Source organism: Streptomyces sp. NPDC014727 (assembly GCF_043083485.1).
In the GTDB taxonomy this organism is placed as follows: Bacteria; Actinomycetota; Actinomycetes; order Streptomycetales; family Streptomycetaceae; genus Streptomyces.
The window spans coordinates 256,757-281,793 of record NZ_JBIBYR010000005.1; the positions used below are offsets into that span (position 1 = coordinate 256,757).

Consider the following 25,037-nt stretch of genomic DNA (forward strand, 5'->3'; position numbering starts at 1 on the left):
GCTTTGTGGGCCACTGATGGTGATCGGGCGTTAACCCTTGGGCTAACGTCGGCCTCAGTCTGTCCCCACCTGCCCTCACCCCGCGGAGTCCCGATGAGCACTGCTGCCGCCGCCCCTGCCCGTACCGGAGCGGTCCTCGCCGACCTGCTGCCCGCCGCCAGGCACCGTTACGCCGTCGATGCGGCCCTGGTCGTCGGTGGCGCCGCGCTCACCGGCATAGCCGCCCAGATCGCCGTCCCGGTGCCCGGCTCCCCGGTCCCGGTCACCGGCCAGACCTTCGCCGCGCTCCTCGTCGGCACCGCGCTCGGCGCGCGCCGCGGCTTCCTCTCCCTCGCCGTGTACGCGCTCGTCGGCATGGCGGGCATGCCCTGGTTCTCCGAGGGCACCTCCGGCGCGGGCTTCCCCTCGTTCGGCTACGTCCTCGGCATGCTGCTCGCCGCCACCGTGGTCGGCGGCCTCGCCCGCCGCGGCGGCGACCGCTCCGTGCTGCGCACGGCGGGCACGATGGTGCTGGGCTCCGCGATCATCTACGCGGTCGGCGTCCCGTACCTGGCACTGGCCACCGGCATGTCGGCGAGCGCCGCGATCGCGGCCGGCCTGGTGCCGTTCCTGCTCGGCGACGCGCTGAAGGCGGCGCTGGCGATGGGCGCGCTGCCCGCGGCCTGGAAGCTCATCGGCCGTCGCGGCTGATGCCGTAGCTCCCGAAGAGGCTCGCCGGGTCGTGTCGCGACACCAGACCGGCGAGCCTCTGCCGTGTCCGCGCGTCGTGGAATCCCTCGGTGCGGTCCCCGCCGCCGAAGGAGAAGTTCAGCGAACGGCCCAGGGCGAGCGGGGCGAGCACCCCGGCCACCTCCGCGTACAGGGCCCGTAACGACGCCACCTCCGTACCGTCGAGCGGCGACAGCAGCCGCAGCAGGAATCCGGCCTCGCGGTACGGCACCGCGTTGTCGACGGCCGGCCGGGACACGGGCGGGGGCGGATGTCATGAGGAGGCCCTCCGGTCGTTCGCCCGGTGGCGTTACGACGGAGAGCCTCCCCGGTTTACCTGACATCTGCCGTCAGGTATCTATACGGCCGAGGCGCGCGCCTTCCGCTGCCGGACCTCACGCACCAGCGAGATCGCCACCACCAGTGCCGCGACGAGCAGGGAGAGCAGCACCTGCTCGCGTCCGCTGTCGTCGGTCAGCATGTAGACGAGGACGAACGAGATCATCGCGATGGTGGCCCAGGTCAGATACGGGAAGAGCCACATCCGCACGACCAGCTTCTCCGGCGATTCGCGCAGGATCATGCCGCGCATCCGCAGCTGCGTGAAGCAGATGACCAGCCAGACGAACAGGGCGACCGCACCGGAGGAGTTCAGCAGGAACTGGAAGACGGTGTCGGGCCACTGGTAGTTGAAGAACACGGCGACGAAGCCGAAGACGACGGACGAGAGGATCGCCGCCTGCGGCACACCCCGCTTGTTCACCCGCGCGAAGGCCTTGGGCGCGTCCCCGCGGCCACCGAGCGAGAAGGCCATCCGCGAGGCGGTGTAGAGGCCGGAGTTGAGGCAGGACAGCACGGCGGTGAGGACGATGACGTTCATCACCTGGCCGGCGTGCGGAATGCCGATGGAGTCGAGGGCGGCGACGTAGCTGCCGTCCTTCACGATCGACTTGTCGTTCCACGGCAGCAGGGTGAGCACGATGAAGATCGAGCCCAGGTAGAAGACGGCGATCCGCCAGATCACGCTGTTGGTGGCCTTCTGGACGGCGCGCTGCGGGTTCTCGGACTCGCCGGCCGCCAGCGTGACGATCTCACTGCCCATGAAGGAGAAGACGACCATCAGCACACCGGTGAGGATGGCGCCGGGGCCCTTGGGGAAGAACCCGCCGGTGTCGGTGAGGTGCGCGAGCCCCGCGCCGGGGTTGTCCGAGCCGGGCAGCACCCCGAAGACAGCGAGCAGTCCGACGACCACGAACGCGCCGATCGCCACGACCTTGATCCCGGCGAACCAGAACTCGAACTCGCCGTACGAGCCGACCGAGACCAGGTTCGTCGCGGTCAGTACGACCATCACGATCAGCGCCCACGCCCACTGCGGGACGCCCGGCACCCAGCCCTCCAGGATCTTGGCACCCGCCGTAGCCTCGACGGCGAGCACCACGACCCAGAAGAACCAGTACAGCCAGCCGATCGAGAAGCCGGCCCAGCGGCCCAGCGCCTGGTCGGCGTAGGCGGAGAAGGAGCCCGAGCTGGGGCGGGCCGCGGCCATCTCGCCGAGCATCCGCATCACGAAGACGACCATCAGGCCGACCAGGGCGTAGGACAGCAGGATGGCCGGTCCCGCGGCGGCGATACCGGCGCCGGAGCCCACGAAGAGACCCGCGCCGATCACCCCGCCGATGGCGATCATCGAGAGATGGCGGTTCTTGAGGCCTGCCTGGAGTCCGTCGGATGAGCCCGTTGTGTCCGGCCCGTTCGACCGGTCCGGCTTGTCGGGCTGGTGGCCCGGACCGGCCAGAGTCGTCTGCGACGTCATGGATCGAATCCTTACGTTCTCGGTTCACGCGATGCGTGACTCACCGCCGGAGTGGGGTGCCGCGGTGGGTGATGCATTGAAGCGCGCCGGACCGCAAAAGCGGAACCCTTTCTTCCGAATCTGCCCGAGTGGCGTCGACCACACAGCACCCGCGCAGGAAGCCCGCACGCGGCTCCCGCCGCCCGTCGGGCGGACCGGCCGGAGGGTCCCGACCCCGATGACGGCTACCCGGCGACGCTCGTGCCACACTCGGAACATGCGCGTGTACCTCGGCTCGGACCATGCCGGTTATGAACTCAAGAACCACCTCGTCGAGTGGCTCACGGCCCAGGGCCACGAGGCCGTCGACTGTGGCCCCCACATCTACGACGCCCAGGACGACTACCCGCCGTTCTGCCTGCGTGCCGCCGAGAGGACGGCCGCGGACCCGGACAGCCTCGGCATCGTGATCGGCGGCTCCGGCAACGGCGAGCAGATCGCCGCCAACAAGGTCAAGGGAGTGCGTGCGGCACTCGCCTGGAGCGAGCAGACCGCCGCGCTGGGACGCGAGCACAACAACGCCAATGTGGTCGCCATCGGTGGCCGGATGCACTCGGTGGAGCAGGCCACCAAGTTCGTCGAGATCTTCCTCGCCACCCCGTACTCGGGTGAGGAGCGTCACACCCGCCGGATCGAGATGCTCACGGCGTACGAGACGACCGGCGAGCTCCCCCCGATCCCGGCCCACCACCCGCAGCAGGGCTGACCGGCTTCCGTCCCTGTGCCGCCGGTACCCCCGGCGGCACAGCCATTTGCGCACGTCACCACGTCCGCACGCCACGAGGAGAGCAGCCGTCGTGCCCGAGGGACACACGATCCACCGCCTCGCGGCGGACCACCGGGACAGGTTCGCCGGGCGGCCGGTGCGGGTGAGCAGCCCGCAGGGCAAGTTCTCCGACAGTGCCGCGCTGCTCGACGGCCGGACGTTCACCGGCGTCGACGCCCATGGCAAGCACCTCTTCCTCGGGTTCGAAAACACCGGCTGGGTCCACATCCACCTGGGCCTCTTCGGCAAGCTCGGCTTCGGTACGGCCCCGGCCCCGCCGCCCACCGACACGGTCCGGCTGCGCCTGGTGAACGACGACCACCACGCGGATCTGCGCGGCCCCACCACGTGTGCGCTGATCACCGACCCCGAGAAGCGCGCGATACACGACCGGCTCGGCCCGGACCCGCTGCGGACCGACGAGGACGGTGAGCGGGCATGGCGGCGCATCTCCCGCAGCCGGATCACCGTCGCGGCCCTGCTGATGGACCAGAAGGTCATCGCGGGGGTCGGCAATGTGTACCGGGCCGAGGTGCTGTTCCGGCACGGGATCGACCCGTACCGTCCGGGCAAGGACCTCGGGCGTGGGGAGTGGGACGCGATCTGGGCCGACCTGGCGATGCTGATGCGCGAGGGCGTGCGGAACAACCGGATCGACACGGTCCGCCCCGAGCACACGCCGGAGGCCATGGGACGTCCGCCACGGGTCGACGACCACGGCGGCGAGGTGTACGTGTACCGCAGGGCCCGGCAGGCCTGCCACATCTGTGGCGGCGAGATCCGCACCGCCGATCTCGCCGCCCGCAACCTCTTCTGGTGCCCGGGATGCCAGGGCGCCTAGGACACCGCCCGGGGCTGCCACCCCGGGGCAGCCACGGTCACAGCACTGGCTAGAACCCCCGCGGCAGCCACGGGGCCGCGTCCGAGGAGAAGGCCAGCGACGCCTCCGCCAGCGCGCCCGCACGCAACTCCCGTACCCGCCCGGCCAGGGCCAGCGAGCTCAGGGATTCGCCGCCCAGATACACCGAGCCCAACTCCCTTACCGAGAGCGCCAGGTCGGCCTCCTCGTCGGTCCGCCGGCAGGTCGCCGTCCCCTGCGCGTCGGACGTGAGCCGCCAACGTCCCTCGTTCCAGGGGCAGAACGCGTCCTCGACCTCGAACACCACGTCCACCGGCGCCCGGTACGCGCGCGCCTCCAGCGCCGCCCCCAGCTCCACCAGCCGCACGTGCAGACAGTCCCGGATCAGGATGTTGCACCGTCGCACGTCCGACACCAGGTGCAGCACGGCGTCGTCGACCGGCCGGTTGCGCGCGTCGATCGTCGAGGTCAGATCGATCTCGAAGAGGAACCGCCACAGCGCCGCGTACGCCGCCGGGTCGAGCGCGGCCAGGTCGTTCACCTTCACCTGGCCCTTGGGACCGGACGGCTCCCAGTCGGGCTTGATGTGGTACGTCACATAGCCGACGATCTGCCCGTTCAGCTCCGCCAGCACGCACTGCTGCGCCGAACCGCCCTGCCGTGCACTCACCGGGTCCACCATCGGCTTGCGTTCCCAGCCGGGGCCGTGGGCCGGTGTGCCGGGCCGGCCGGCCACCAGCCGGTCGTACACGGCCTCGCACGCGGCCATCGCCTCGTCCGGCTTCGCGTGACGCAGCCGGACCTCGTCCGTGCCCTCCGGAACCGTCAGCCGCACCCGGTCCGTGTCGATCGTCAACGACATCTGACGCGAGGCCGCGCCGTACCCGAACCGGCCGTAGATCACCGGTTCCGAAGCCGTCAGGACGGCGATCGGCTCACCCAGCGCCCGGAAGTCGTCGAGCTGCCGACGCATCATCGAGGTCAGCAGCCCGCGCCTGCGATGGGTGGACGCGACACTCACCATCGTGACACCTGCGGCGGGCACCAGCGTCCCGCCGGGCACGGCGAGCCGGAAGCTGAACGCCCCCGCCGTGGCGACGACGTCGGAACCGTCCCAGATCCCGATCGACCGCTCGTGCTCGGTCAGCTGTTCCTCCAGCTCGCGCTGCTCGGGAGGCTCTGCGACACCGCCGAATGCGAGCTCCAGACACTCGAACCATTCGTTCCATTCGGACGGCTGCAGTACGCGAAGCTCAGTAGTCATGGGCCATCCCTATCAGGGGCGCAGCGGCCGGTCGACCCGATTTCGAACGCATTGTCACGGGGTCCCCCTGCACCGGAGGCGGTCGGGTGGATAAAGTCCCCGCAATGGCCCGTCGCACAGGAGCAGACTCGTACCCGGCCCGATTTCGGAAATCGGCGCACCGGGCACGCATCGCGCTGCGCAAGTCCGGTGTCGACTACTTCCGCGGCGACGGTTCGGACTGGATCGCGCTGGCCGGCCTGCTGCTCACCGTTCCGGCCATCACCTGCGCCACTCTGTTCGACCCGGTGTGGTGCTCACCGGCCGCGCTCGTCCTGCCGATCGTTGCGGGCGGTCTGCTGCTGCGGCCCGCGAGTCTGCTGGGTCTGTACGCGACCGCGGCCACGGCCCTGATCGTGGAGTCGTTCGCGCTCGGTCCGTACGAGGACGGGCCGGCCCGGGTGACCCCGGGCATCGTCCTGGTGGTCGCGGCCTGCGGCTTCTTCGGACTGGTCCTCGCCCAGTTCCGGGCCAGGGTCGGTGTGCCGTGGCGGCGCGGCGGCACCATGCTCTTCGACCTGCGCGAACGCATCAGGGTGCAGAGCGCGCTGCCCCGGCTGCCGCAGGGCTGGCACCGCGAGATGGCGCTGCGCCCGGCGGGCGGACAGTCCTTCTCCGGTGACTTCGTCGTCGCCGCCCGTACCAACGGCGGACGGACGCTGGAGGCCGTCCTCACCGACGTCTCCGGCAAGGGAATGGACGCGGGCTCCCGTGCCCTGCTGCTGTCCGGTGCCTTCGGTGGGCTCCTCGGCTCGCTGCCCCCGCACGGCTTCCTCCCGGCGGCCAACGGCTATCTGCTGCGCCAGGACTGGGACGAGGGTTTCGCCACCTCGATCCATCTGGTCCTGGACCTCGAATCGGGTGACTACGAACTCCTCTCGGCAGGACACCCGCCGGCCCTGCAACTGCACTCGGGCAGCGGCCAGTGGGAGGAGAAGGTCGCCGAGGGCCCGCTGCTCGGGGTGTACGACGGGGCGCAGTTCGACGCCGTGAAGGGCTCGCTGGCCCCCGGCGACGTGCTGATGCTGTTCACGGACGGCCTGGTGGAGGCGTCCGACCGCGACATCGCGGAGGGCATCGACCGGCTGACCGGTGAGGCCGACCGCTACGTCGCCACCGGTTTCGAGGGTGCGGCCTGGCATCTGATCGAGGCATGCGCCAAGGACGTCAACGACGACCGGGCGCTGCTGCTGCTGTCACGCCGGTCCTGAACCCCGCGCAAGCGGCCCGGACCGGGCGTACGCCGGTGGACGTCGGCCATGCACCGCCCACCGGATCCCGGCCCCGGCCGGTCCGGGTACCCGGCGTGGTACCGGTACCCGGACCTGCCGGCCGTCGTCTCAGGCCGGGACCGAGATCTGTCCGGCGCCGGTGTCGCTGTCACTGCCCTCACCCCGGCCCCGCCCGCCCGGCAGGACGCGGGCCAGCCAGTGCGACCGTCCGGCGGCCAGCGGTGCGAGGACCGCGAGGAGGAGTACGTATCCGGCGATGAACGGGGAGAGCCGCTCGTCCAGCCCCGCAGCCGCCGCCATCGTGGCGAGGATCAGGGCGAACTCGCCGCGGGCCACCAGTGTGGTGGAGATGTTCGCGGTGGCCTGCGGGCCGAACGCGTACACCTTGGCGGCGGCGATCCCGGCGAGGACGTTCATGGCGAGAGTCACCGCGACGGCGGCCAGCACCGGCCACAGGACGGTCGGCAGGTCACCCGGGTCGATGGAGAGACCGAAGGCGAAGAAGAAGATCGCGCCGAAGGCGTCCCGCAGCGGGTGGACCAGCTTGAGGATACGGGCGCCGGAGGACGTGCTGCCGAGCATCAGGCCGACCATGAAGGCGCCGATCGCGTCCGCGACCCCGAACCACTCCGAGACTCCCGCCACGAGCACCGCGGCACCGAGGAAGGAGATGACGAGGAGTTCGTCGTCACGGGTGTTGATCAGCTTGCCGATGACCCGGGTGCCGTACCGGGCGATCAGGGCGAGCAGCAGCAGGAAGCCGAAGGCCTTGCCGCCGTCGACCGCCGCCGCGGAGAGGCTTTCGGCGCCCGACAGGATCGGCTGGAGAGCGGCCAGGTAAAGGGCGAGGAACACGTCCTCGACGACGATGATGCCGAGGATCGGCTTGGTCTCCGGATTGCCGATACGGCCCAGGTCGACCAGGACTTTGGTGACGATGGCCGACGACGAGATGCCGAGCACACCGGCCAGGACCAGCGCTTCGGAGGTGCCCCAGCCCAGCGCGAAGCCGAAGCCGAGCCCGGCGCCGACGTTCAGGGCGAGATAGGTGCCGCCGGCGACGGCCATCTTGCGGCCGCCCGCCTTGAGGTCGTCGAGATGGAATTCGAGGCCGAGATAGAAGAGCAGCAGCACCAGGCCGAGCGCGGAGAGCATCTCCAGGTCGTGCGGATCGGCGACGAGCACGATGCCGGGTGTGTGCGGGCCGAGCAGGATTCCGGCCAGGATGAACAGGGGGATGGTCGGCAGTCCGATGCGGCTGCCGACGCGGGCGAGGACGGCGGCGGCGAGGAAGGCGCCGCCCATGGCGATGAGCGTGTCTGCGTGTCCGATGAGCCTGTTCCTTCGGTGGGTCAAGAGAGCGTCAAGAAATCGTCAGTAATTAGTTTACCGAACGATTGAGGTTGCAACTATGGTCACCCCGGCAGCCACCCTGGGGTTTCCCCCACCTCCGATCCGCCAGCAGCCGCCATGGTCCCGACCCGACCCTGATCCGTACGTTCGGGGCACCGGCCGGAAGACCGGCCGGGAGCAATCGAAAGGCAGGACACCATGGGGCTGCGACGCACCAGGCAGGGCGCGCAGGACAGGCAGTCGACGACGGGCAACCCTCATGGGCCCGGCCCCTCGGACCTCGCCGTCGAACTGCGCGGCGTCCGTCGGCAGTACGGCCGCGGCAGCTCCGCCGTCCACGCACTGAGGGGCATCGACCTCGCCCTCCCGCGCTCCAGTTTCACGGCGGTCATGGGTCCGTCCGGCTCCGGGAAGTCGACCTTCCTGCAGTGCGCGGCGGGACTCGACCGCCCCACCGAAGGCTCCGTACGTCTCGGCGGCACCGAGATCACCGGCATGAGCGAGAACCGGCTCACCGAGCTGCGCCGCACCCGCCTCGGCTTCGTCTTCCAGGCCTTCAACCTGCTCCCGTCCCTCACGGTCGAGCAGAACGTCGTCCTGCCCATGCGCCTGGCCGGACAGCGCACCGGCTCCGCCCGCAGCCGCCGCGAAGCCGCCGAGATGCTCGGCCGGGTCGGTCTCGGCGACAAGGGCGACCGTCGCCCCGGCCAGCTCTCCGGCGGCCAGCAGCAGCGCGTCGCCGTGGCCCGCGCCCTGGTCACCCGGCCCGATGTGATCTTCGCCGACGAACCGACCGGCGCCCTCGACACCACCACCGCCGCCGAGATCCTCACCCTGCTCCGGCACGCGGTGGACAGCCTCGGCGCCACGGTCGTCATGGTCACCCACGACCCGGCCGCCGCCGCCTACGCGGACCAGGTGCTCTTCCTCGCCGACGGCGCGATCGCGGACAGCCTGCCGCGCGCCGGGGCCGCACAGATCGCGGCCCGGATGACCGCCCTGACCGCACACGCCTCCGCCTACGCAGGAGCAGCAGCCTGATGTTCACCCCGCACCTCCCGAACGGCCTCGCCCGCGCGGCCGTTCGCTTCAAGCCCTCGTCGTTCGTCGGAACCTTCGTCGCGCTGCTGCTGGCCGCGGCGATCGTCTCCGCGTGCGGCATCCTGTTGGAGACCGGCCTGCGCGCCTCCGTACCCGCGGAGCGCTACGCCAAGGCGCCCGTGGTCGTCGCCGCCGACCAGCAGGTTCATATGACGGTCGGGAGCGGCGACGGGGAGTACGACGCCGCCACACCCGTACCGGATGCCGCGAGGCTCCCCGAATCCCTGGTGGGCAAGGTCGCCTCCGTCCCCGGCGCCGCAGCCGCGATCGGGGACGTCAGCTACCCCGTACGGCAGGACGACACCCTCCTCACCGCACACGGCTGGGGCTCCACCGCCCTCACCGGCACGCGGCTGCTCACCGGCGACGCGCCCGGGACCGGCGAGGTCGTCGTCCCCACCGGTGCCGGGGCCCGGGTCGGCGAGAAGATCACCCTCGACACCCCCGCGGGCGTACGGGAGTTCCGCGTCGCGGGCACCACCGCCACCGGTGCCACCGTCTGGTTCACCGACCGGCAGGCCGTACAGCTCTCCGGCCACCCCGGCCGGGTCGACGTCATCGCCGTGCTCGCCGCCCCCTCCACCCCCCCCGCCGGCCTCGCCGACCAGGTACGCGAGGCCGTCGGCCACACCGCCGGGGCCCAGGTCCACACCGGTGACGGCCGGGGCGCCGTCGAGGACGTGGAACTCGCGGGCGCCAAGGAACTCCTCGTCGGCCTCGGCGGCTCCTTCGGCGGCGTCGCCACCATGGTCGCCGTCTTCACCGCCGCCGGTACGGTCGCCCTCTCCGTCGGTCAGCGCAGCCGCGAGTTCGCTCTGCTGCGCGCCATCGGCGCCACCCCGCGCCAGCTGCGCCGCACCGTCGCCACCGAGTCCCTGCTCGTCGCACCGCTCGCCGGTGCGCTCGGCTGCCTGCCCGGAATCGCCCTGGCCCACTGGTGGTTCGGGCAGCTCCAGGACAGGGGCGCCATCCCCGAAGCCGTCGCGCTGCGGGTGTCCTGGCTGCCACTGACCGTCACCGCGGCCACCACGATGCTCACCGCGCTGGGCGCCGGATACTTCGCAGCCCGCCGGCCGTCGAAGACCAGGCCGGGCCTGGCTCTCGCGCAGTCCGCGGTGGAACGCGCGCCGTTCGGCTGGATCCGCACCCCGCTCGGCATCTCCGCCCTCGGCGGCGGCGTGGCTTTCGCGGGCGTCGCCGCGTCCACGAGCGGTGAGGACGCGGCGAACGCCGCCCTCGGCGTCGTCATGTTCTTCATGCTCGCGGTCGGCCTGCTCGGCCCGCTGATCGCCCGGATCTGCGCCGCCGTCATCGGCTTCCCGCTGCGCGCCGCCGGCGCGTCGGGCTCGCTGGCCGCCGCCAACTCCCGGACGAACTCGCGCCGCCTGGCCTCCGCGATCACCCCGATCGTGCTCGCCATGGCCTTCTCCTGCACGCTCGTCTTCATGCACACCAGCGAGGAACGGGCGATCGCACACCAGCAGCGCGACGCCATCACCGCCGACCACATCGTCTCCGCGCCGGCCGGACTCGCTTCCGACGCGACCGAGCGGGCCGCCGCCACACCCGGTGTCACGACCGCCGTCGGGCTGCTGCGCGGCTCCGTCCTGGTGCCCACCGGATCGGGCGGGGACCGGCGGCTCCAGACCACCTCCGCCCAGGGGATCATCGGCACCGGCCAGGACCTCACCAAGGTCCAGGACCTCGACGTCCGGTCCGGATCGCTGACCGGCCTGCGCCCCGGCACCGTCGCCATCGACACCACCCTCGCCGGATCCACGAAGGTCGGCACCGGCGACCGGCTGGCCCTGCGCCTCCCGGACGGCACCGAGGCGGCTCCGAAGATCGTCGCCGTCTACGGCCGCGGCCTGGGCACCGGTCTGGTCACACTGCCCGCCGCCGACCTCAGCGCCCATGTCACCTCGCCGTACGCCACCGACCTGCTGGTACGGGCCACACCCGCCGCCGCACAGAAGCTCACCGCGCTCGGTACGGTCACCGACCGGACCGGTTACGCCGCCGCACAGGACCAGAATCGTGAACTCAACGCCTGGGCCAACACCGTCATGGCCGCGGTTCTCGGCGGATTCGCCGCCGTCGCCGCGGTCAACACCCTGGTGATGACCGTCCTCGACCGGCGCCGCGAACTGACCATGCTGCGGCTCGTCGGCTCCACTCGCCGCCAGGTCATGGGGATGATCCACTGGGAGGCGCTGCTCGTCACGGTCGCCGGCGCCGCACTCGGCACCGCCATCGCACTGGCCACACTGGTCCCGATGGTGAAGGGAATCACAGGCGAATCGCCTTACATCCCACCGGCGTTGTACATGTCCTTCCTCGCCGCGACCATCGGACTCGGCCTGGCCGCCGTGACGGTCCCGGCCCGGGCCGCCCTGCGTGCGACGGCCGCGCGTCCGTAGAGTCGGGCCATGCCCACACCACGCGCACGGCTGACCCTGGCCGAAATCGAGGCGATCGCCCGCGAGGCCCACGCCGATCAGCGGGACAAAGCGGGACGCCCGTACACCGAGCATCTCGCCGCGGTCGCCGAGGGCGTGCGGATCAGGGGCGGCAGCGACGAACAGATCGCCGCGGCCTGGCTGCACGACGCCGTCGAGGACGACGCGCTGTCGCAGGAGTGGCTGGCCGGTGCCGCGCTGCCGCAGCGGGTCAAGGACATGGTCCTCGCCGTCACCAAACGTGACGGCGAGGACCTCGGTTCCTACACCCGGCGCATCCTCGACACCCCGGGCGCGTTGCTGATCAAGGAGTCCGACCTGGCGCACAACGCCGACCCGGACCGTCTCGCCGTGCTGGAACCGGCGACCCGTACCCGGCTGACCGAGAAGTATGCGCAGGTACGGCGGCTGCTCGGGCTCACCCCGGGTGGATCGCCCGCCGAGCAATCGGTTCAAGCCAACACGGGGCAGGACTGAGCCACCGGATCAGCGCCGGGCCGCGTCCCTTCGGAACGCCCAGTCCATCTCCGGCTCGGTCACCGGACGCAGCACCCGCCGTACAGGCGGCGTACACATCAGCGTCACCGCCCCGGCCGCGACCAGGGAGACCAGGGCCAGTCCGCCGGGCGCCGAGAGCCAGTCGTAGGTGTCGAACAGCCCGGCGTATTCGGCGCCCTTGATCAGGAACCCGTGCAGCAGATAGCCGCAGATCGTCCCGGCGCCGAGCACGGTGAACCACATGGGGCGCCGAGGCACCCAGGACAGGAACCCGATGGTGAGCAGCAGGGCGCAGCCGAACATGGCCAGCGTCATCACGGCACCGGACCACCACGGGGCGCCCATCTCCTGCGCGCTGTTGCTGCGGTAGAACCAGCCCAGCTGCATCCGCGACGCCGCCCAGTACGCGAACACCAGGGCCCCGGCGAACAGCGGGAGCGCGAGCATCCGTACCTCACGCCGGCGGACCATCTCGAAGTGCTCGGGCCTCAGCCGGAGCCCCAGTACGAAGAACGGCAGGAACTGCAGAACGCGCTGGAGATCGAGATCGTCGCCGATCGTCGGGGAGAAGGAGGCGAACACGGCGATGACGAGCGCCACCGGCAGTGGATGGCGCAGCGACTGCCAGAGCGGCGTGGTGATGCGCCAGATGAAGAGCGCGACCAGGAACCAGGTGAGATACCAGGGGTCGATCAGGCTGATCGGATGATCGGGCGAGTCGTCCGCGTACCGCTTGAACAGTGAATACGCCGTCTCGAACACCACGTAGGGCACGGCGACGCCGGTGACCAGGCGTTTTACCTTGGCGGCGGACATGTCGAACGAGCGGGAGAAATAACCGGAGATGATGATGAAGGCCGGCATGTGAAAGGTGTAGGCCACCATGTACAGCGCACGGGCGGTCCGGCTGCCGTCCATCACCGGTTCCCATGAGTGCGCCACCGCGACGAGCACGATGGCCAGATATTTGACGTTGTCGAAGTAGGCGTCCCGCCTCTTCGCCGACGAGGTCGCCGGAGGCTTGTTCGCCACCGTTGCGGGGGGCGCCGCGGTGGTGGTCATCGTCCCTTGGTGTCTGGGCTCCGACTCCCGGGGCGCTGATGGGAGCGGGGCCCTCTGAAATACGTTCGGAGCGGGGAACATCTAAAGCACCATAGACGCCCCGATTGCAATTCGTAAAACCGCTCAGGGATATCTGGTGTTCGCATCCAATCAAAAGCGAAACCGCCGAAAACCGCCCGCTATGCCCGGGTTCATCCCTATTAAATAGGGCATATCGTCGGGTTATTGAGGGGTGATAATTGCGCCGCGTGCTCGACCTGGAATTGCATGTGAATGAAGTGTGTGGATATGGGAACCGTCACAGTCGCACGGCGTTGTGATTGTTTGATTCACAGCTCGCTCACAGAGTGTGCGGAGCCTTGCCCGGGGCTTGTGGCGCCCCCCTTGTGCGGTTGTGCGCCCCCCGGCGCACGTGGGGCGCAAGGATGGCGCGATCCCGTCACTTCGATCCGTCACCTGGCAGCGACCACAGGGGAGTTGGTGGCACGATGGACGGAGCGGAGGAGTGCTCGGCCGGACACCTCCGGGCCGGCAAGGCGGACCGACCAAGGGTGTGATCAGTTGTGGCCATTTCACTGTCTGTGGTGCTGATGTTGGCGATCATCCTGGTGGTCCTGATCCGAGGCGGCTCGATCAAGGCCGGTCCCGCGATCGTCGCGGTGCTCTTCGGCTTCTTCCTGGCGTCGACGGGCATGGCGCCGTCGATCAACAGGTTCATGAACTCCATAGCGGAGACCATCAATCAGATCAGCTTCTGATCCGGCCGAACCGGCTGCCCCGCGCCCCGGCGCGGGAAGTCGCACGGCGGAGCGCGGCCGACGGAACCCGGGACGCAACGGGCAGAACGCAAAGGGCCCGGTTTGACGAGCAATTCGTCGGACCGGGCCCAAGCATGGAGCGGGCGACGGGAATCGAACCCGCGTAGCTAGTTTGGAAGACTAGGGCTCTACCATTGAGCTACGCCCGCAAGCATCGCACCGCAGGTCCGGGGACCGCGGTACGAGAAGCATCGTAGCGGGTCGCGGGCGCTGCCCGCACACCCGATTGCGGCCACCCGGTGTCGCGTTCGGTGCCGCGCGAGCAAAGCGGCCGATGCGCCGCCTTTCTGCATGTACCCTACGTGTCGCACCGACGGGGTGTGGCGCAGCTTGGTAGCGCGTCCGCTTTGGGAGCGGAAGGTCGTCGGTTCGAATCCGGCCACCCCGACCACCGGCACGATCACGGACCACGCGCGGGACCGCGGACCACCGGCACGATCGCATTGTGGGAGTCCGTCTCCTTGCCGTTACTATGCAAAATGCGTGCCCGTGTGTCTGATGTACCGGGCTCGGTCCGCGAAGCCGCCTCCCGTGCGGCGGAGCAGAACCCCAAGAAGTCAGCCACAAGGAGACCGAACCGTGAAGAGCGCCGTGGAGACCCTGAACCCGACCCGGGTTCGGCTCACTGTCGAGGTGCCCTTCGAGGAGCTCAAGGACAGCCTCGACGCGGCGTACAAGAAGATCAACCAGCAGGTCACGGTGAAGGGCTTCCGCAAGGGCAAGATCCCCGCCCGGGTCATCGACCAGCGCTTCGGCCGCGGTGCGGTGCTGGAGGAGGCCGTCAACGACGCCCTCCCGAAGTTCTACACCGAGGCCGTCAACGAGGGTGAGCTCAACGTCCTCGGACAGCCCGAGGTCGACATCACCGAGCTGAAGGACGGCGAACTGCTGGCCTTCACCGCCGAGGTTGACGTACGCCCCGAGATCGAGATCCCGGACTACTCCGGCATCGAGGTCACCGTCGACGCCCTCGAGGTCAGCGACGAGGACGTCGAGAAGGCCGTGGAGCAGCTCCGTGAGCGCTTCGCCTCCACCAACCCGGTCGAGCGCGCCGCCGCCGAGGGCGACGTCGTGACGATCGACCTGCAGGCCAAGGTCGACGGCGAGGTCCTGGAGGACGGCGTGGCCGAGGGTGTCTCGTACACCATCGGTTCCGGCGAGCTCCTCGACGGCATCGACGCCGCCGTCACCGGCCTGGAGGCGGGTGGCGAGGCCACCTTCACCTCCGAGCTGAAGGGCGGCTCCGCCGAGGGCAAGGAGGCCGAGGTCACCGTCAAGGTCACCGCGGTCGCCGCCCGCGAGCTCCCCGAGCTGGACGACGAGTTCGCCCAGATGGCGAGCGAGTTCGACACCCTCGACGAGCTGAAGGCGGACAGCCGCAAGCGCCTGGAGAGCACCAAGCAGTACGACCAGGCCACCCAGGCCCAGGAGCGTGTCCTGGACGAGCTGCTCAAGCTCGCCGAGGTCCCGATCCCGGAGAAGCTGCTCGCGGACGAGGTCCAGACCCGCAAGCACAACCTGGAGCACCACCAGCTCGGTCAGATGGGTCTGACCCTCGACAAGTACCTGGAGATCCAGGGCAAGACGGTCGAGGAGTTCGAGGCCGAGACCTCCGAGCAGGCGATCAAGGGCATCAAGACCCAGTTCATCCTGGACGAGCTCGTCAACAAGGAGAAGCTGAACGTCAACCAGGAGGAGCTCACCGAGCACCTCATGCGGCGTGCGGCTTCCTCCGGCATGAGCCCCGACCAGTTCGCCCAGGCCGTCGTCGAGGGCGGCCAGGTGCCGATGCTCGTCGGCGAGGTCGCCCGCGGCAAGGCGCTGGCCGTGGTCGTCGAGGCCGCCAAGGTCGTCGACACCAACGGTGAGGTCGTCGATCTGGAAGACGATGAAGAGGCAGCGGAGGAGGCCGTCGAGGGCACCACCGAGGCAGCGGCCGACGCCGCCGAGGAGAAGAACGAGGCCTGAGTCTCGCGCTGAACCCGTACGACGGGCTCCGGACGCTGTGCGTTCGGAGCCCGTCGTCGTAGGGCGTACGGTGCCCCACAACCCTTGTGCGGACTGCGGAGCTTGCGCTCCCAGCGAACAGTTGCGGAAGCGGGATGGCGTTGTCCTACCTGCGCGTTAGGGTCCATGAATAGGAAGGGCAGGGGAGTCCCCGCCCACCCGGTACGAAGACGCTGAGACGGCCGGAGCCGTCAGAGACGAGCAGGTGGATACGTGACGAATCTGATGCCCTACGCCGCCGGAGAGCCGTCCCTCGGTGGAGGCCTCGGTGACCAGGTCTACAGCCGACTGCTCGGCGAGCGCATCATCTTCCTCGGTCAGCAGGTCGACGATGAGATCGCCAACAAGATCACGGCGCAGATGCTTCTCCTTGCCGCCGATCCGGACAAGGACATCTACCTCTACATCAACAGCCCCGGCGGCTCGGTGACGGCCGGCATGGCGGTCTACGACACCATGCAGTACATCCCGAACGACGTGGTCACCATCGGCATGGGCATGGCGGCCTCGATGGGTCAGTTCCTGCTCACCGGCGGCGCCGCCGGCAAGCGCTTCGCGCTCCCGAACACCGACATCCTCATGCACCAGGGTTCGGCCGGCATCGGCGGTACGGCCTCGGACATCAAGATCCAGGCCCAGTACCTGCTGCGCACCAAGCAGCGGATGGCGGAGATCACCGCCCGTCACTCCGGGCAGACCGTCGAGACGATCATCCGCGACGGCGACCGCGACCGCTGGTACACCGCGGAGGAGGCCAAGGAGTACGGCCTCATCGACGAGATCATCACGATCGCTTCGGGCGTTCCGGGCGGCGGCGGCACCGGCGCCTGATCCGGTACCCACCGGTTCGGGCTCCACAGCCCCGCGCACCTCTCGTACGCCGAGACACCCAGCCACAGAACGCCACCAGGATGGTGAACACCCACATGAACAACTTCCCCGGCGCCTCCGCGAGCGGCCTCTACACCGGCCCGCAGGTGGACAACCGTTACATCGTGCCGCGCTTCGTGGAGCGCACCTCGCAGGGCGTGCGTGAGTACGACCCCTACGCGAAGCTCTTCGAGGAGCGCGTGATCTTCCTCGGCGTGCAGATCGACGACGCCTCGGCCAACGACGTCATGGCGCAGCTGCTGTGCCTGGAGTCGATGGACCCGGACCGGGACATCTCGATCTACATCAACAGCCCCGGCGGCTCGTTCACCGCGCTCACCGCGATCTACGACACGATGCAGTTCGTGAAGCCGGACATCCAGACGGTCTGCATGGGCCAGGCGGCCTCCGCCGCGGCCGTGCTGCTCGCCGCGGGTACGCCCGGCAAGCGGATGGCGCTGCCCAACGCCCGTGTACTGATCCACCAGCCGTCCTCGCAGACCGGCCGTGAGCAGCTCTCCGACCTGGAGATCGCGGCCAACGAGATCCTGCGGATGCGTACTCAGCTGGAGGAGATGCTGGCCAAGCACTCCACCACACCGCTGGAGAAGATCCGCGACGACATCGAGCGCGACAAGATCCTGACCGCCGAGGACGCCCTCGCCTACGGTCTCGTCGACCAGATCGTGTCGACCCGCAAGCAGGCGGCCACGGCCGTCTGACGTCGGCCTTCACCCCTTGGCACGGCGGGTTCGCACCGCATCGGCGGTGTGAACCGTGCCAAGGGGGGCCCGAACGGGGGGCAAGGCAAGGTACCGTCGGATAGAGGCACCAGGAGCCGCTGAACCAGGCTGCTCCCAGGCGAAGGGGAAGCACCTCGTGGCACGCATCGGTGATGGCGGCGATCTGCTCAAGTGCTCGTTCTGCGGAAAGAGCCAGAAGCAGGTGAAGAAGCTCATCGCGGGACCCGGTGTGTACATCTGCGACGAGTGCATCGATCTCTGCAACGAGATCATCGAGGAGGAGCTCGCGGAGACCTCCGAAGTGCGGTGGGAGGAACTCCCCAAGCCGCGCGAGATCTACGAGTTCCTCGAGGGCTACGTGGTCGGGCAGGAGCCCGCCAAGAAGGCCCTCTCAGTCGCTGTGTACAACCACTACAAGCGGGTCCAGGCCGGCGAGAACGGCGGCGCGCAGGGCCGGGACGACGCCATCGAGCTGGCGAAGTCCAACATCCTGCTGCTGGGCCCCACGGGCTCCGGCAAGACGCTTCTCGCGCAGACCCTGGCCCGCATGCTCAACGTCCCGTTCGCCATCGCCGACGCGACCGCGCTGACGGAGGCCGGCTATGTCGGCGAGGACGTCGAGAACATCCTGCTGAAGCTGATCCAGGCCGCGGACTACGACGTCAAGAAGGCCGAGACCGGGATCATCTACATCGACGAGATCGACAAGGTCGCCCGCAAGAGCGAGAACCCGTCGATCACCCGCGATGTCTCCGGCGAGGGCGTCCAGCAGGCCCTGTTGAAGATCCTGGAGGGCACCACCGCCTCCGTACCGCCGCAGGGCGGCCGGAAGCACCCGCACCAGGAGTTCATCCAGATCGACACGACGAACGTGCTGTTCATCGTGGGCGGTGCCTTCTCCGGTCTGGAGAAGATCATCGAGTCGCGGGCGGGCGCCAAGGGCATCGGCTTCGGCGCGACGATCCGCTCCAAGCGCGAGATCGAGGCGAGCGACCAGTTCCAGGAGGTCATGCCGGAGGACCTGGTGAAGTTCGGGATGATCCCGGAGTTCATCGGCCGGCTGCCCGTCCTCACCTCGGTCCACAACCTGGACCGTGAGGCGCTGCTGCAGATCCTCGTCGAGCCGCGCAACGCACTGGTGAAGCAGTACCAACGACTGTTCGAACTCGACGGTGTCGAGCTGGACTTCGACCGCCCGGCCCTGGAGGCCATCGCCGACCAGGCGATCCTGCGCGGCACCGGCGCGCGTGGCCTGCGGGCCATCATGGAAGAGGTCCTCCAGTCCGTGATGTACGAGGTGCCGTCCCGCAAGGACGTCGCCCGCGTCGTCATCACGGCGGACGTCGTCCGCGACAACGTGAACCCGACGCTGGTCCCGCGCGAGCCGCGGACGATCGGGAACAGCGACGGCGGGCGGCACGAGAAGTCGGCGTAGCGGCAGCGGTATGTGAACCCGAACGGAAGGGGCGCTCGGCCGGTTGAACTGGCGGGGCGCCCCTTCCGTCGTTCCGTGTGCGCTACTTGACCTCGACGCGGACGTCGTTGCGGAGCTTGGCCGCGGTGTTGGCTGCGTCGTCCAAGGACACACTCTTACCGGTCATGAGCGCGGCCATATCCATGTCGATGACCACGGCAACGGTGCTGTGGTCGCCCCAGATGCAGAACGGCACGCTGGTGGCCTTGCCGGTGGTGGCATCGGCGGGGGACTTGGATTCCTGGCACTTGAGGACGCCGTTCTTGAATCCAGCCGGGCTGAATGATTTCGGACTGCCGACGAGCTGCCCGTCCTTCTTGTCGCCCTTGGCGGACCCTTCCTTCATCTTGCCGAACATGGCGTCGACGACGGCCTCGGGATCGTCGATCGTGCCGTAGACCCCGCTGAACGACAGAATCTTCTGGGAGGCTGCTTCACCGGAGTTGTAGCTGGCCGCGACCTGCTTGGCGTTCGCCACCCCCCACTTCTCGAACTCCTTTACATCATCCGACGTCATCTTGGTGTCGCTGCTCGCGCTCGGGTTCTTCTTGTACGTGCCGTCCAGCACCGTCTCGGGCGTCGTCAGCTTGTACGTCTTGCCGTCGTCGGCGACCGAACTGCCCCCGCCCGACGTCAGGAAGTACACCCCGCCCGCGATGACCGCCAGTGCCACGACCGCGCCGCCGATGATCAGGCCTGTCTTCTTCTTCGGCTGGGCCGGGGGGAACGGGGGCTGGCCGCCGTACGCTTGCTGGCCGCCGTACGGGGGAGTGGGCGGCTGCTGGCCGTAGGGGCCAGGCTGCTGGGCCTGCGGGTAGCCGTAGCCCGGCTGGGGCTGCTGCGGCGGGACACCCTGGGGCTGCTGCGGGTACCCGTAACCGGGCTGCCCCTGCGGCGGCTGCTGGCCGTACGGGCCCGGCTGCTGGCCGTACGGGCCGGGCTGGCCCTGCGGCGGCTGGCCACCGTACGGTCCGGGCTGGCCCTGCGGAGGCTGGCCGCCGTACGGGCCCGGCTGGTTGTAGCTCATCTGCGGTGTCCCCTGTTCGGAAGTGCTCATCGGAATGCTTATACGTTCCGAACATCCTGACGGAAGGTCCACCTGCGTGGGCCACCGGGAGTCACACCGTTACTCAACAATCCCGTTTCAGTGCACGACTGTGACGGCCCTAAACTGTCCCCCGTGACCGAGAACACTCAGCAGACGCCAGCCAGCAACCCCGAACTGCCGACCCAGTACGCACCGGCCGAGGTAGAGGGGAAGCTGTATGAGCGCTGGGTAGAGCGCGGTTACTTCACCGCTGACGCGAGCAGCGAGAAGGACCCGTACACGATCGTCATCCCTCCGCCGAACGTCACGGGCGCCCTCCACCTGGGCCACGCCTTCCAGGTCACCCTCATGGACGCCCTCACCCGTCGCAAGCGCATGCAGGGCTACGAGACGCTGTGGCTGCCCGGCATGGACCACGCGGGCATCGCGACCCAGAACAAGGTCGAGCAGCAGCTCGCCGAGGAGGGCAAGTCCCGCCACGACCTGGGGCGCGACACGTTCACCGAGCGCGTGTGGCAGTGGAAGGACGAATACGGCGGCCGGATCCTCGACCAGCTGCGCCGCCTCGGCGCCGGACTCGACTGGTCGCGCGAGCGGTTCACCATGGATGAGGGCCTGTCCAAGGCCGTCCAGACGATCTTCAAGAACCTGTACGACGACGAGCTGATCTACCGCGCCGAGCGCATCATCAACTGGTGCCCGCGCTGTCTGACGGCCATCTCGGACATCGAGGTGGAGTACCAGGAGGACGCCGGCGAGCTGGTCTCGATCACGTACGGCGAGGGTGACGACACCCTTGTCGTTGCCACCACCCGCGCCGAGACGATGCTGGGTGACACCGCCGTCGCCGTCCACCCGGACGACGAGCGCTACAAGCACCTGGTCGGCAAGCAGATCAAGCTGCCGCTGACCGACCGTACGATCCCGGTCATCGCGGACACGCATGTCGACCCGGAGTTCGGCACGGGCGCCGTCAAGGTGACCCCGGCCCACGACCCGAACGACTTCGCCATCGGCCAGCGCCACGACCTGCCGTCGCTGACCGTCATGGACGAGCACGGTGTCATCACCGTCCACGGCCCGTTCCTCGGCCTGGACCGCTTCGAGGCGCGCTCGACGATCGTCGGCGCCCTCAAGGAGCAGGGCCGGATCGTCGCCGAGAAGCGTCCGTACATGCACTCCGTCGGCCACTGCTCGCGCTGCAAGACGACCGTCGAGCCGCGTCTGTCCATGCAGTGGTGGGTCAAGGTTGGCCCGCTGGCGGAGGCCGCCGGTGACGCGGTCCGCGACGGCCAGGTCAAGATCCACCCCGAGGACATGTCCAAGCGGTACTTCGACTGGGTCGACAACATGCACGACTGGTGCATCTCGCGCCAGCTGTGGTGGGGCCACCGCATCCCGATCTGGTACGGCCCCGCGGGCGAGGTCGTCTGTGTTGGACCCGATGACGAGATCCCGACCGGCGAGGGCTGGCACCAGGACCCAGACGTCCTCGACACCTGGTTCTCATCCGGTCTGTGGCCGTTCTCCACCCTCGGCTGGCCGGAAGAGACCCCGGATCTGGAGAAGTTCTACTCCACCGACGTCCTGCTCACAGGCCACGACATCATCTTCTTCTGGGTCGCCCGGATGATGATGTTCGGCCTGTACGCGATGGACGGCGAGGTCCCCTTCAAGACGGTCGCCCTGACCGGTCTGGTCCGGGACGAGTTCGGCAAGAAGATGTCGAAGTCCAACCCCAACGCAGTCGACCCGATCGACTGGATGGACGCGTACGGCTCGGACGCCGTCCGCTTCACCCTGGCTAAGGGGGCCAACCCGGGCGCGGACGTGCCGATCGGCGAGGACTGGGTCCAAGCGTCCCGGAACTTCGCCAACAAGATCTGGAACGCGACCCGCTTCGCGCTGATGAACGGCGCCACGGTCGAGGGTGAACTGCCGCCCGTCGAGCACCTGTCGGCGGTCGACCGCTGGATCCTGTCCCGGCTCAACAAGACCGTGGCCGAGGTCGACGCGTACTACGAGGACTACCAGTTCGCGAAGTTGAGCGAGTCGCTCTACCACTTCGCCTGGGACGAGGTCTTCGACTGGTACGTCGAGCTGTCGAAGACGACCTTCTTCGCGGGCGGCGAGCAGGCCAAGGTCTCCGGCCGGGTCCTCGGTGAGGTCCTGGATGTGATGCTACGGGTCCTGCATCCGATCGTCCCGTTCGTCACGGACACCCTGTGGACGACCCTCACCGGCCGCGAGTCCCTCGTCATCGCCGACTGGCCGAAGGACTCCGGCTTCCGCGACGACGCCGCGGAGCGGGAGATCGCGCTCGTCCAGCAGGTCGTCACCGAGGTCCGGAGATTCCGTTCCGACCAGGGACTGCAGCCCGGCCAGAAGGTCCCGGCCGAGCTCACCCTGACGGGCACCGCGCTCGCCCCGCACGAGGCGGCCATCCGTCAGGTGCTGCGCCTGCAGCCCGCCGAGGAGGGCTTCCACGCCACCGCGTCGCTTCCGGTCGCCGGGGCCACCGTCGCCCTCGACCTGTCCGGCACGATCGACGTCGAGGCCGAGCGCAAGCGCCTGACGAAGGACCTGGGCGCCGCCGAGAAGGAGAAGGCGCAGGCCAGCGGCAAGCTCTCCAACGAGGCGTTCCTCGGCAAGGCCCCGGACAACGTGGTCGACAAGATCCGTGGCCGACTCGCCAAGGCCGAGGCGGACATCGAGCGGATCACCAGCCAGCTGGCGAACCTGCCGAAGGCCTGATCACCCGCTGACGGCGAAGCCCCCGTACCCCGCTGCCGGGCGTACGGGGGCTTCGCCGTTCCGCGCACGATCGAGGTTGTGGCTCCCGCACCGCCGGGCGCCGCGCACGATGTCCGTGCCCATCCGTAGACTGGCCCCGTGAGTGAGCCCCGCCCTTCCGACCGGCACGACGACTCCGATCCCGACGAGACCTTCGCGGAGATCGTCGACGAAGAGACCCAGCGCGACCCCGACCTGGCGGTGATCGAGGCCGGGAGCCGTACGCTGCGCACCCGTTCGGGGCCGCCGCAGGGCCAGGAGGTCCCGGCCCGCCCCGCCGACCCCGAGGTGGACAAGGCGCTCCGCGCGGTGGAGCAGGAGCTCGCCGGCCGCTGGGGTGAGACCAAGCTGGAGCCGTCCGTCGCGCGTATCGCCGCGCTGATGGACGTGCTCGGCGAGCCGCAGCGCGCCTATCCCTCGATCCACATCACCGGGACCAACGGCAAGACGAGCACGGCCCGCATGATCGAGGCGCTGCTCGGCGCCTTCGATCTGCGTACCGGTCGTTACACCTCGCCGCACGTCCAGTCGATCACCGAGCGGATCAGCCTGGACGGTTCGCCGATCGATCCCGAGCGGTTCATCGAGGCGTACCAGGACATCAAGCCGTACGTGGAGATGGTCGACGCCCAGCAGCCGTACCGGCTCTCCTTCTTCGAGGTGCTGACGGGCATGGCGTACGCGGCCTTCGCCGACGCGCCGGTCGATGTCGCCGTCGTCGAGGTCGGCATGGGCGGCAGCTGGGACGCGACGAACGTGATCGACTCCTCGGTCGCCGTCGTCACCCCCATCTCGCTGGACCACACCGACCGGCTCGGCGCCACGCCCGCCGAGATCGCCGGTGAGAAGTCCGGGATCATCAAGCAGGGGGCCACGGTCGTCCTCGCGCAGCAGCCGGTCGACGCCGCGCAGGTCATGCTGAAGAAGGCCGTCGAGGTCGACGCCACGGTCGCCCGCGAGGGCATGGAGTTCGGTGTCCTCTCCCGCGAGATCGCCGTCGGAGGGCAACTGCTGACGCTGCGCGGTCTCGGCGGTGAGTACGAGGAGGTCTTCCTCCCGCTGTACGGCGCCCACCAGGCGCACAACGCGGCGGTGGCGCTCTGTGCCGTGGAGGCGTTCTTCGGGATCGGCGCCGAGCAGCCCGGCGCACTCGACATCGACACGGTCCGCCGGGCCTTCGCCTCGGTGATCTCGCCCGGGCGCCTCGAAGTGGTCCGCTCCAGCCCGACCGTAGTCCTGGACGCGGCCCACAACCCGGCCGGCGCCCGCGCCACCGCCGACGGGATCTCCGAGGCATTCGGTTTCTCACGGCTGATCGGTGTGGTCGGCGCCAGTGGCGACAAGGACGTCAAGGGGCTCCTCGAAGCCTTCGAGCCGATCTTCGCCGAGGTCGTCATCACCCAGAACTCCAGCGGCCGCGCGATGGACGCCGACGAGCTGGCCGCCGTCGCGGTCGAGGTCTTCGGACACGACCGCGTCCAGGTCGAACCGCGTCTTGACGACGCGCTGGAGGCGGCGATCACCCTCGCCGAGGAAGAGGACGAATACGCGGGAGCCGGAGTCCTGGTGACCGGTTCCGTGATCACGGTCGGCGAGGCCCGGCTGCTCCTGGGGAGGCACTGACCGACGTGCGTACGCTCTGTGCATCGACGCTGATCGGCGAGTTCTTCGTGATCGGCTTCGCCGGTCTTGTCGCGATGAAGTCCGACGACCTGACGAACACCACGGTCTGGACGGTCTGCGGCATCGGCATGCTGCTCTCCGTGCTGCTCTGCGGGATGATCACCCGCCCCGGCGGAGTACAGCTCGGCTGGGCGCTGCAGATCGCCCTGGTGCTGAGCGGCTTCGTCGTCCCGATGATGTTCATCCTCGGTCTGGTCTTCGGCGGCCTGTGGTGGGCCTCGGTCCACTACGGCCGCAAGGTCGACGAGGCGAAGGCCCGCTGGGCGGCCGCACAGGAGGCGGCCGAGGCCGCGGCCGGTGGCTGATCTTGTACCCCGTGGCCTTGGACCAACCGGCAATTGAGGGGCCCCCATTGCCGGTCGATCCAACCCGGCCGCGGGCCCGTTCCCGTACCCCTGTAGCCTC

Annotated in this window: 20 protein-coding genes, 2 tRNA genes and 1 pseudogene; 16 read left to right on the top strand and 7 right to left on the bottom strand. The window is 69.2% G+C overall.

The window, feature by feature from the left end; all coding sequences use genetic code 11:
• The first annotated feature begins 93 nt into the window (after nucleotides 1-93).
• Nucleotides 94-690 (top strand): biotin transporter BioY, encoded by a 597-nt coding sequence (locus ACF1B9_RS11375; protein WP_391740856.1) that lies wholly within the window; start codon nucleotides 94-96, stop codon nucleotides 688-690.
• On the opposite strand, the pseudogene ACF1B9_RS11380 reads toward ACF1B9_RS11375, so the two are convergent.
• Nucleotides 671-961: pseudogene (locus ACF1B9_RS11380) on the bottom strand (FAD-binding protein); the annotation flags it as partial. The gene ACF1B9_RS11375 and the pseudogene ACF1B9_RS11380 sit on opposite strands and share 20 nt — an antisense overlap.
• Nucleotides 962-1,066: 105 nt before the next feature.
• The gene (locus tag ACF1B9_RS11385) at nucleotides 1,067-2,524 is read right to left on the bottom strand and encodes an amino acid permease (protein ID WP_391740855.1); all 1,458 of its coding nucleotides are present in this window, start codon (nucleotides 2,522-2,524) and stop codon (nucleotides 1,067-1,069) included.
• Nucleotides 2,525-2,780: 256 nt separating this feature from the next.
• Here ACF1B9_RS11385 and ACF1B9_RS11390 point away from each other — a divergent pair, with 256 nt between their 5' ends.
• Complete coding sequence (locus ACF1B9_RS11390) at nucleotides 2,781-3,269, top strand: ribose-5-phosphate isomerase (RefSeq protein ID WP_391740854.1); 489 nt, start codon at nucleotides 2,781-2,783, stop codon at nucleotides 3,267-3,269.
• 91 nt (nucleotides 3,270-3,360) lie between these two features.
• Nucleotides 3,361-4,170 carry an Fpg/Nei family DNA glycosylase gene (locus ACF1B9_RS11395; RefSeq protein ID WP_391740853.1) on the top strand — a complete coding sequence of 270 codons (810 nt, stop codon included), beginning with the start codon at nucleotides 3,361-3,363 and terminating at the stop codon, nucleotides 4,168-4,170.
• Nucleotides 4,171-4,219: 49 nt separating this feature from the next.
• On the opposite strand, the gene ACF1B9_RS11400 is transcribed toward ACF1B9_RS11395, so the two are convergent.
• Nucleotides 4,220-5,452: a GNAT family N-acetyltransferase gene (locus ACF1B9_RS11400; protein WP_391740852.1), complete on the bottom strand. Its 1,233-nt coding sequence runs from the start codon at nucleotides 5,450-5,452 to the stop codon at nucleotides 4,220-4,222.
• Nucleotides 5,453-5,556: 104 nt separating this feature from the next.
• On the opposite strand from ACF1B9_RS11400, the gene ACF1B9_RS11405 reads away from it, so the two are divergent.
• The gene (locus ACF1B9_RS11405; protein WP_391740851.1) at nucleotides 5,557-6,702 is read left to right on the top strand and encodes a PP2C family protein-serine/threonine phosphatase; all 1,146 of its coding nucleotides are present in this window, start codon (nucleotides 5,557-5,559) and stop codon (nucleotides 6,700-6,702) included.
• Nucleotides 6,703-6,831: 129 nt separating this feature from the next.
• On the opposite strand, the gene ACF1B9_RS11410 is transcribed toward ACF1B9_RS11405, so the two are convergent.
• Complete coding sequence (locus ACF1B9_RS11410; protein WP_391740850.1) at nucleotides 6,832-8,028, bottom strand: cation:proton antiporter; 1,197 nt, start codon at nucleotides 8,026-8,028, stop codon at nucleotides 6,832-6,834.
• Nucleotides 8,029-8,274: 246 nt separating this feature from the next.
• On the opposite strand from ACF1B9_RS11410, the gene ACF1B9_RS11415 reads away from it, so the two are divergent.
• Genes ACF1B9_RS11415 through ACF1B9_RS11425 form a run of 3 tightly spaced genes read left to right on the top strand, consistent with a single transcriptional unit; the run spans nucleotide 8,275 to nucleotide 12,113 of the window.
• Nucleotides 8,275-9,117, top strand: coding sequence for an ABC transporter ATP-binding protein (locus tag ACF1B9_RS11415; RefSeq protein ID WP_391740849.1), 843 nt, complete (start codon nucleotides 8,275-8,277; stop codon nucleotides 9,115-9,117).
• Nucleotides 9,117-11,597: an ABC transporter permease gene (locus tag ACF1B9_RS11420; RefSeq protein ID WP_391740848.1), complete on the top strand. Its 2,481-nt coding sequence runs from the start codon at nucleotides 9,117-9,119 to the stop codon at nucleotides 11,595-11,597. Before ACF1B9_RS11415 ends, ACF1B9_RS11420 begins: the two co-directional genes overlap by 1 nt.
• A gap of 9 nt (nucleotides 11,598-11,606) precedes the next feature.
• Nucleotides 11,607-12,113 carry an HD domain-containing protein gene (locus tag ACF1B9_RS11425; protein WP_391740847.1) on the top strand — a complete coding sequence of 169 codons (507 nt, stop codon included), beginning with the start codon at nucleotides 11,607-11,609 and terminating at the stop codon, nucleotides 12,111-12,113.
• Nucleotides 12,114-12,122: 9 nt separating this feature from the next.
• Here the strand turns inward: ACF1B9_RS11425 and ACF1B9_RS11430 are convergent, their stop codons facing one another.
• Nucleotides 12,123-13,277, bottom strand: coding sequence for an acyltransferase family protein (locus tag ACF1B9_RS11430; protein ID WP_391740846.1), 1,155 nt, complete (start codon nucleotides 13,275-13,277; stop codon nucleotides 12,123-12,125).
• Nucleotides 13,278-13,759: 482 nt separating this feature from the next.
• Between ACF1B9_RS11430 and ACF1B9_RS11435 the strand changes: the two genes are divergently transcribed.
• The gene (locus ACF1B9_RS11435) at nucleotides 13,760-13,954 is read left to right on the top strand and encodes a hypothetical protein (RefSeq protein WP_266419258.1); all 195 of its coding nucleotides are present in this window, start codon (nucleotides 13,760-13,762) and stop codon (nucleotides 13,952-13,954) included.
• A gap of 135 nt (nucleotides 13,955-14,089) precedes the next feature.
• On the opposite strand, the gene ACF1B9_RS11440 is transcribed toward ACF1B9_RS11435, so the two are convergent.
• Nucleotides 14,090-14,163: transfer RNA gene (locus ACF1B9_RS11440), tRNA-Gly, on the bottom strand.
• Between the two features lie 165 nt (nucleotides 14,164-14,328).
• On the opposite strand from ACF1B9_RS11440, the gene ACF1B9_RS11445 reads away from it, so the two are divergent.
• From ACF1B9_RS11445 to clpX, 5 genes are all read left to right on the top strand, one after another.
• A tRNA-Pro gene (locus ACF1B9_RS11445) sits at nucleotides 14,329-14,405 on the top strand.
• Between the two features lie 188 nt (nucleotides 14,406-14,593).
• Nucleotides 14,594-15,982, top strand: coding sequence for a trigger factor (gene tig, locus ACF1B9_RS11450; protein WP_391740845.1), 1,389 nt, complete (start codon nucleotides 14,594-14,596; stop codon nucleotides 15,980-15,982).
• Nucleotides 15,983-16,246: 264 nt separating this feature from the next.
• Nucleotides 16,247-16,852, top strand: a complete 606-nt coding sequence (locus ACF1B9_RS11455) for an ATP-dependent Clp protease proteolytic subunit (RefSeq protein WP_391741097.1) — start codon at nucleotides 16,247-16,249, stop codon at nucleotides 16,850-16,852.
• An 80-nt stretch (nucleotides 16,853-16,932) separates the two neighbouring features.
• Entirely contained in the window at nucleotides 16,933-17,613 is a 681-nt protein-coding gene (locus tag ACF1B9_RS11460) for an ATP-dependent Clp protease proteolytic subunit (protein ID WP_351078414.1), read from the top strand.
• A gap of 157 nt (nucleotides 17,614-17,770) precedes the next feature.
• Nucleotides 17,771-19,069, top strand: coding sequence for an ATP-dependent Clp protease ATP-binding subunit ClpX (clpX, locus tag ACF1B9_RS11465; RefSeq protein WP_391740844.1), 1,299 nt, complete (start codon nucleotides 17,771-17,773; stop codon nucleotides 19,067-19,069).
• 82 nt (nucleotides 19,070-19,151) lie between these two features.
• Here clpX and ACF1B9_RS11470 read toward each other — a convergent pair whose 3' ends face one another.
• Nucleotides 19,152-20,135: a hypothetical protein gene (locus tag ACF1B9_RS11470; protein ID WP_391741095.1), complete on the bottom strand. Its 984-nt coding sequence runs from the start codon at nucleotides 20,133-20,135 to the stop codon at nucleotides 19,152-19,154.
• A gap of 153 nt (nucleotides 20,136-20,288) precedes the next feature.
• Here ACF1B9_RS11470 and ACF1B9_RS11475 point away from each other — a divergent pair, with 153 nt between their 5' ends.
• The 3 genes from ACF1B9_RS11475 (at nucleotide 20,289) to ACF1B9_RS11485 (ending at nucleotide 24,937) form a co-directional block, all read left to right on the top strand.
• Nucleotides 20,289-22,910 (top strand): valine--tRNA ligase, encoded by a 2,622-nt coding sequence (locus tag ACF1B9_RS11475; RefSeq protein WP_391740843.1) that lies wholly within the window; start codon nucleotides 20,289-20,291, stop codon nucleotides 22,908-22,910.
• 138 nt (nucleotides 22,911-23,048) lie between these two features.
• Nucleotides 23,049-24,572, top strand: coding sequence for a bifunctional folylpolyglutamate synthase/dihydrofolate synthase (locus ACF1B9_RS11480; RefSeq protein ID WP_391740842.1), 1,524 nt, complete (start codon nucleotides 23,049-23,051; stop codon nucleotides 24,570-24,572).
• Nucleotides 24,573-24,577: 5 nt separating this feature from the next.
• Entirely contained in the window at nucleotides 24,578-24,937 is a 360-nt protein-coding gene (locus ACF1B9_RS11485; RefSeq protein ID WP_391740841.1) for a DUF4233 domain-containing protein, read from the top strand.
• Nucleotides 24,938-25,037: the final 100 nt, after the last annotated feature.

Excerpts from the sequence above, each read along its gene's own strand:
- ACF1B9_RS11375 (WP_391740856.1), top strand. The coding sequence starts at position 94 with ATGAGCACTGCTGCCGCCGCCCCTGCCCGTACCGGAGCGGTCCTCGCC.
- ACF1B9_RS11385 (WP_391740855.1), bottom strand. The coding sequence starts at position 2,524 with ATGACGTCGCAGACGACTCTGGCCGGTCCGGGCCACCAGCCCGACAAG.
- ACF1B9_RS11390 (WP_391740854.1), top strand. The coding sequence starts at position 2,781 with ATGCGCGTGTACCTCGGCTCGGACCATGCCGGTTATGAACTCAAGAAC.
- ACF1B9_RS11400 (WP_391740852.1), bottom strand. The coding sequence starts at position 5,452 with ATGACTACTGAGCTTCGCGTACTGCAGCCGTCCGAATGGAACGAATGG.
- ACF1B9_RS11405 (WP_391740851.1), top strand. The coding sequence starts at position 5,557 with ATGGCCCGTCGCACAGGAGCAGACTCGTACCCGGCCCGATTTCGGAAA.
- ACF1B9_RS11410 (WP_391740850.1), bottom strand. The coding sequence starts at position 8,028 with ATGGGCGGCGCCTTCCTCGCCGCCGCCGTCCTCGCCCGCGTCGGCAGC.
- ACF1B9_RS11415 (WP_391740849.1), top strand. The coding sequence starts at position 8,275 with ATGGGGCTGCGACGCACCAGGCAGGGCGCGCAGGACAGGCAGTCGACG.
- ACF1B9_RS11420 (WP_391740848.1), top strand. The coding sequence starts at position 9,117 with ATGTTCACCCCGCACCTCCCGAACGGCCTCGCCCGCGCGGCCGTTCGC.
- ACF1B9_RS11425 (WP_391740847.1), top strand. The coding sequence starts at position 11,607 with ATGCCCACACCACGCGCACGGCTGACCCTGGCCGAAATCGAGGCGATC.
- ACF1B9_RS11430 (WP_391740846.1), bottom strand. The coding sequence starts at position 13,277 with ATGTTCCCCGCTCCGAACGTATTTCAGAGGGCCCCGCTCCCATCAGCG.
- ACF1B9_RS11455 (WP_391741097.1), top strand. The coding sequence starts at position 16,247 with ATGCCCTACGCCGCCGGAGAGCCGTCCCTCGGTGGAGGCCTCGGTGAC.
- ACF1B9_RS11460 (WP_351078414.1), top strand. The coding sequence starts at position 16,933 with ATGGTGAACACCCACATGAACAACTTCCCCGGCGCCTCCGCGAGCGGC.
- ACF1B9_RS11470 (WP_391741095.1), bottom strand. The coding sequence starts at position 20,135 with ATGAGCTACAACCAGCCGGGCCCGTACGGCGGCCAGCCTCCGCAGGGC.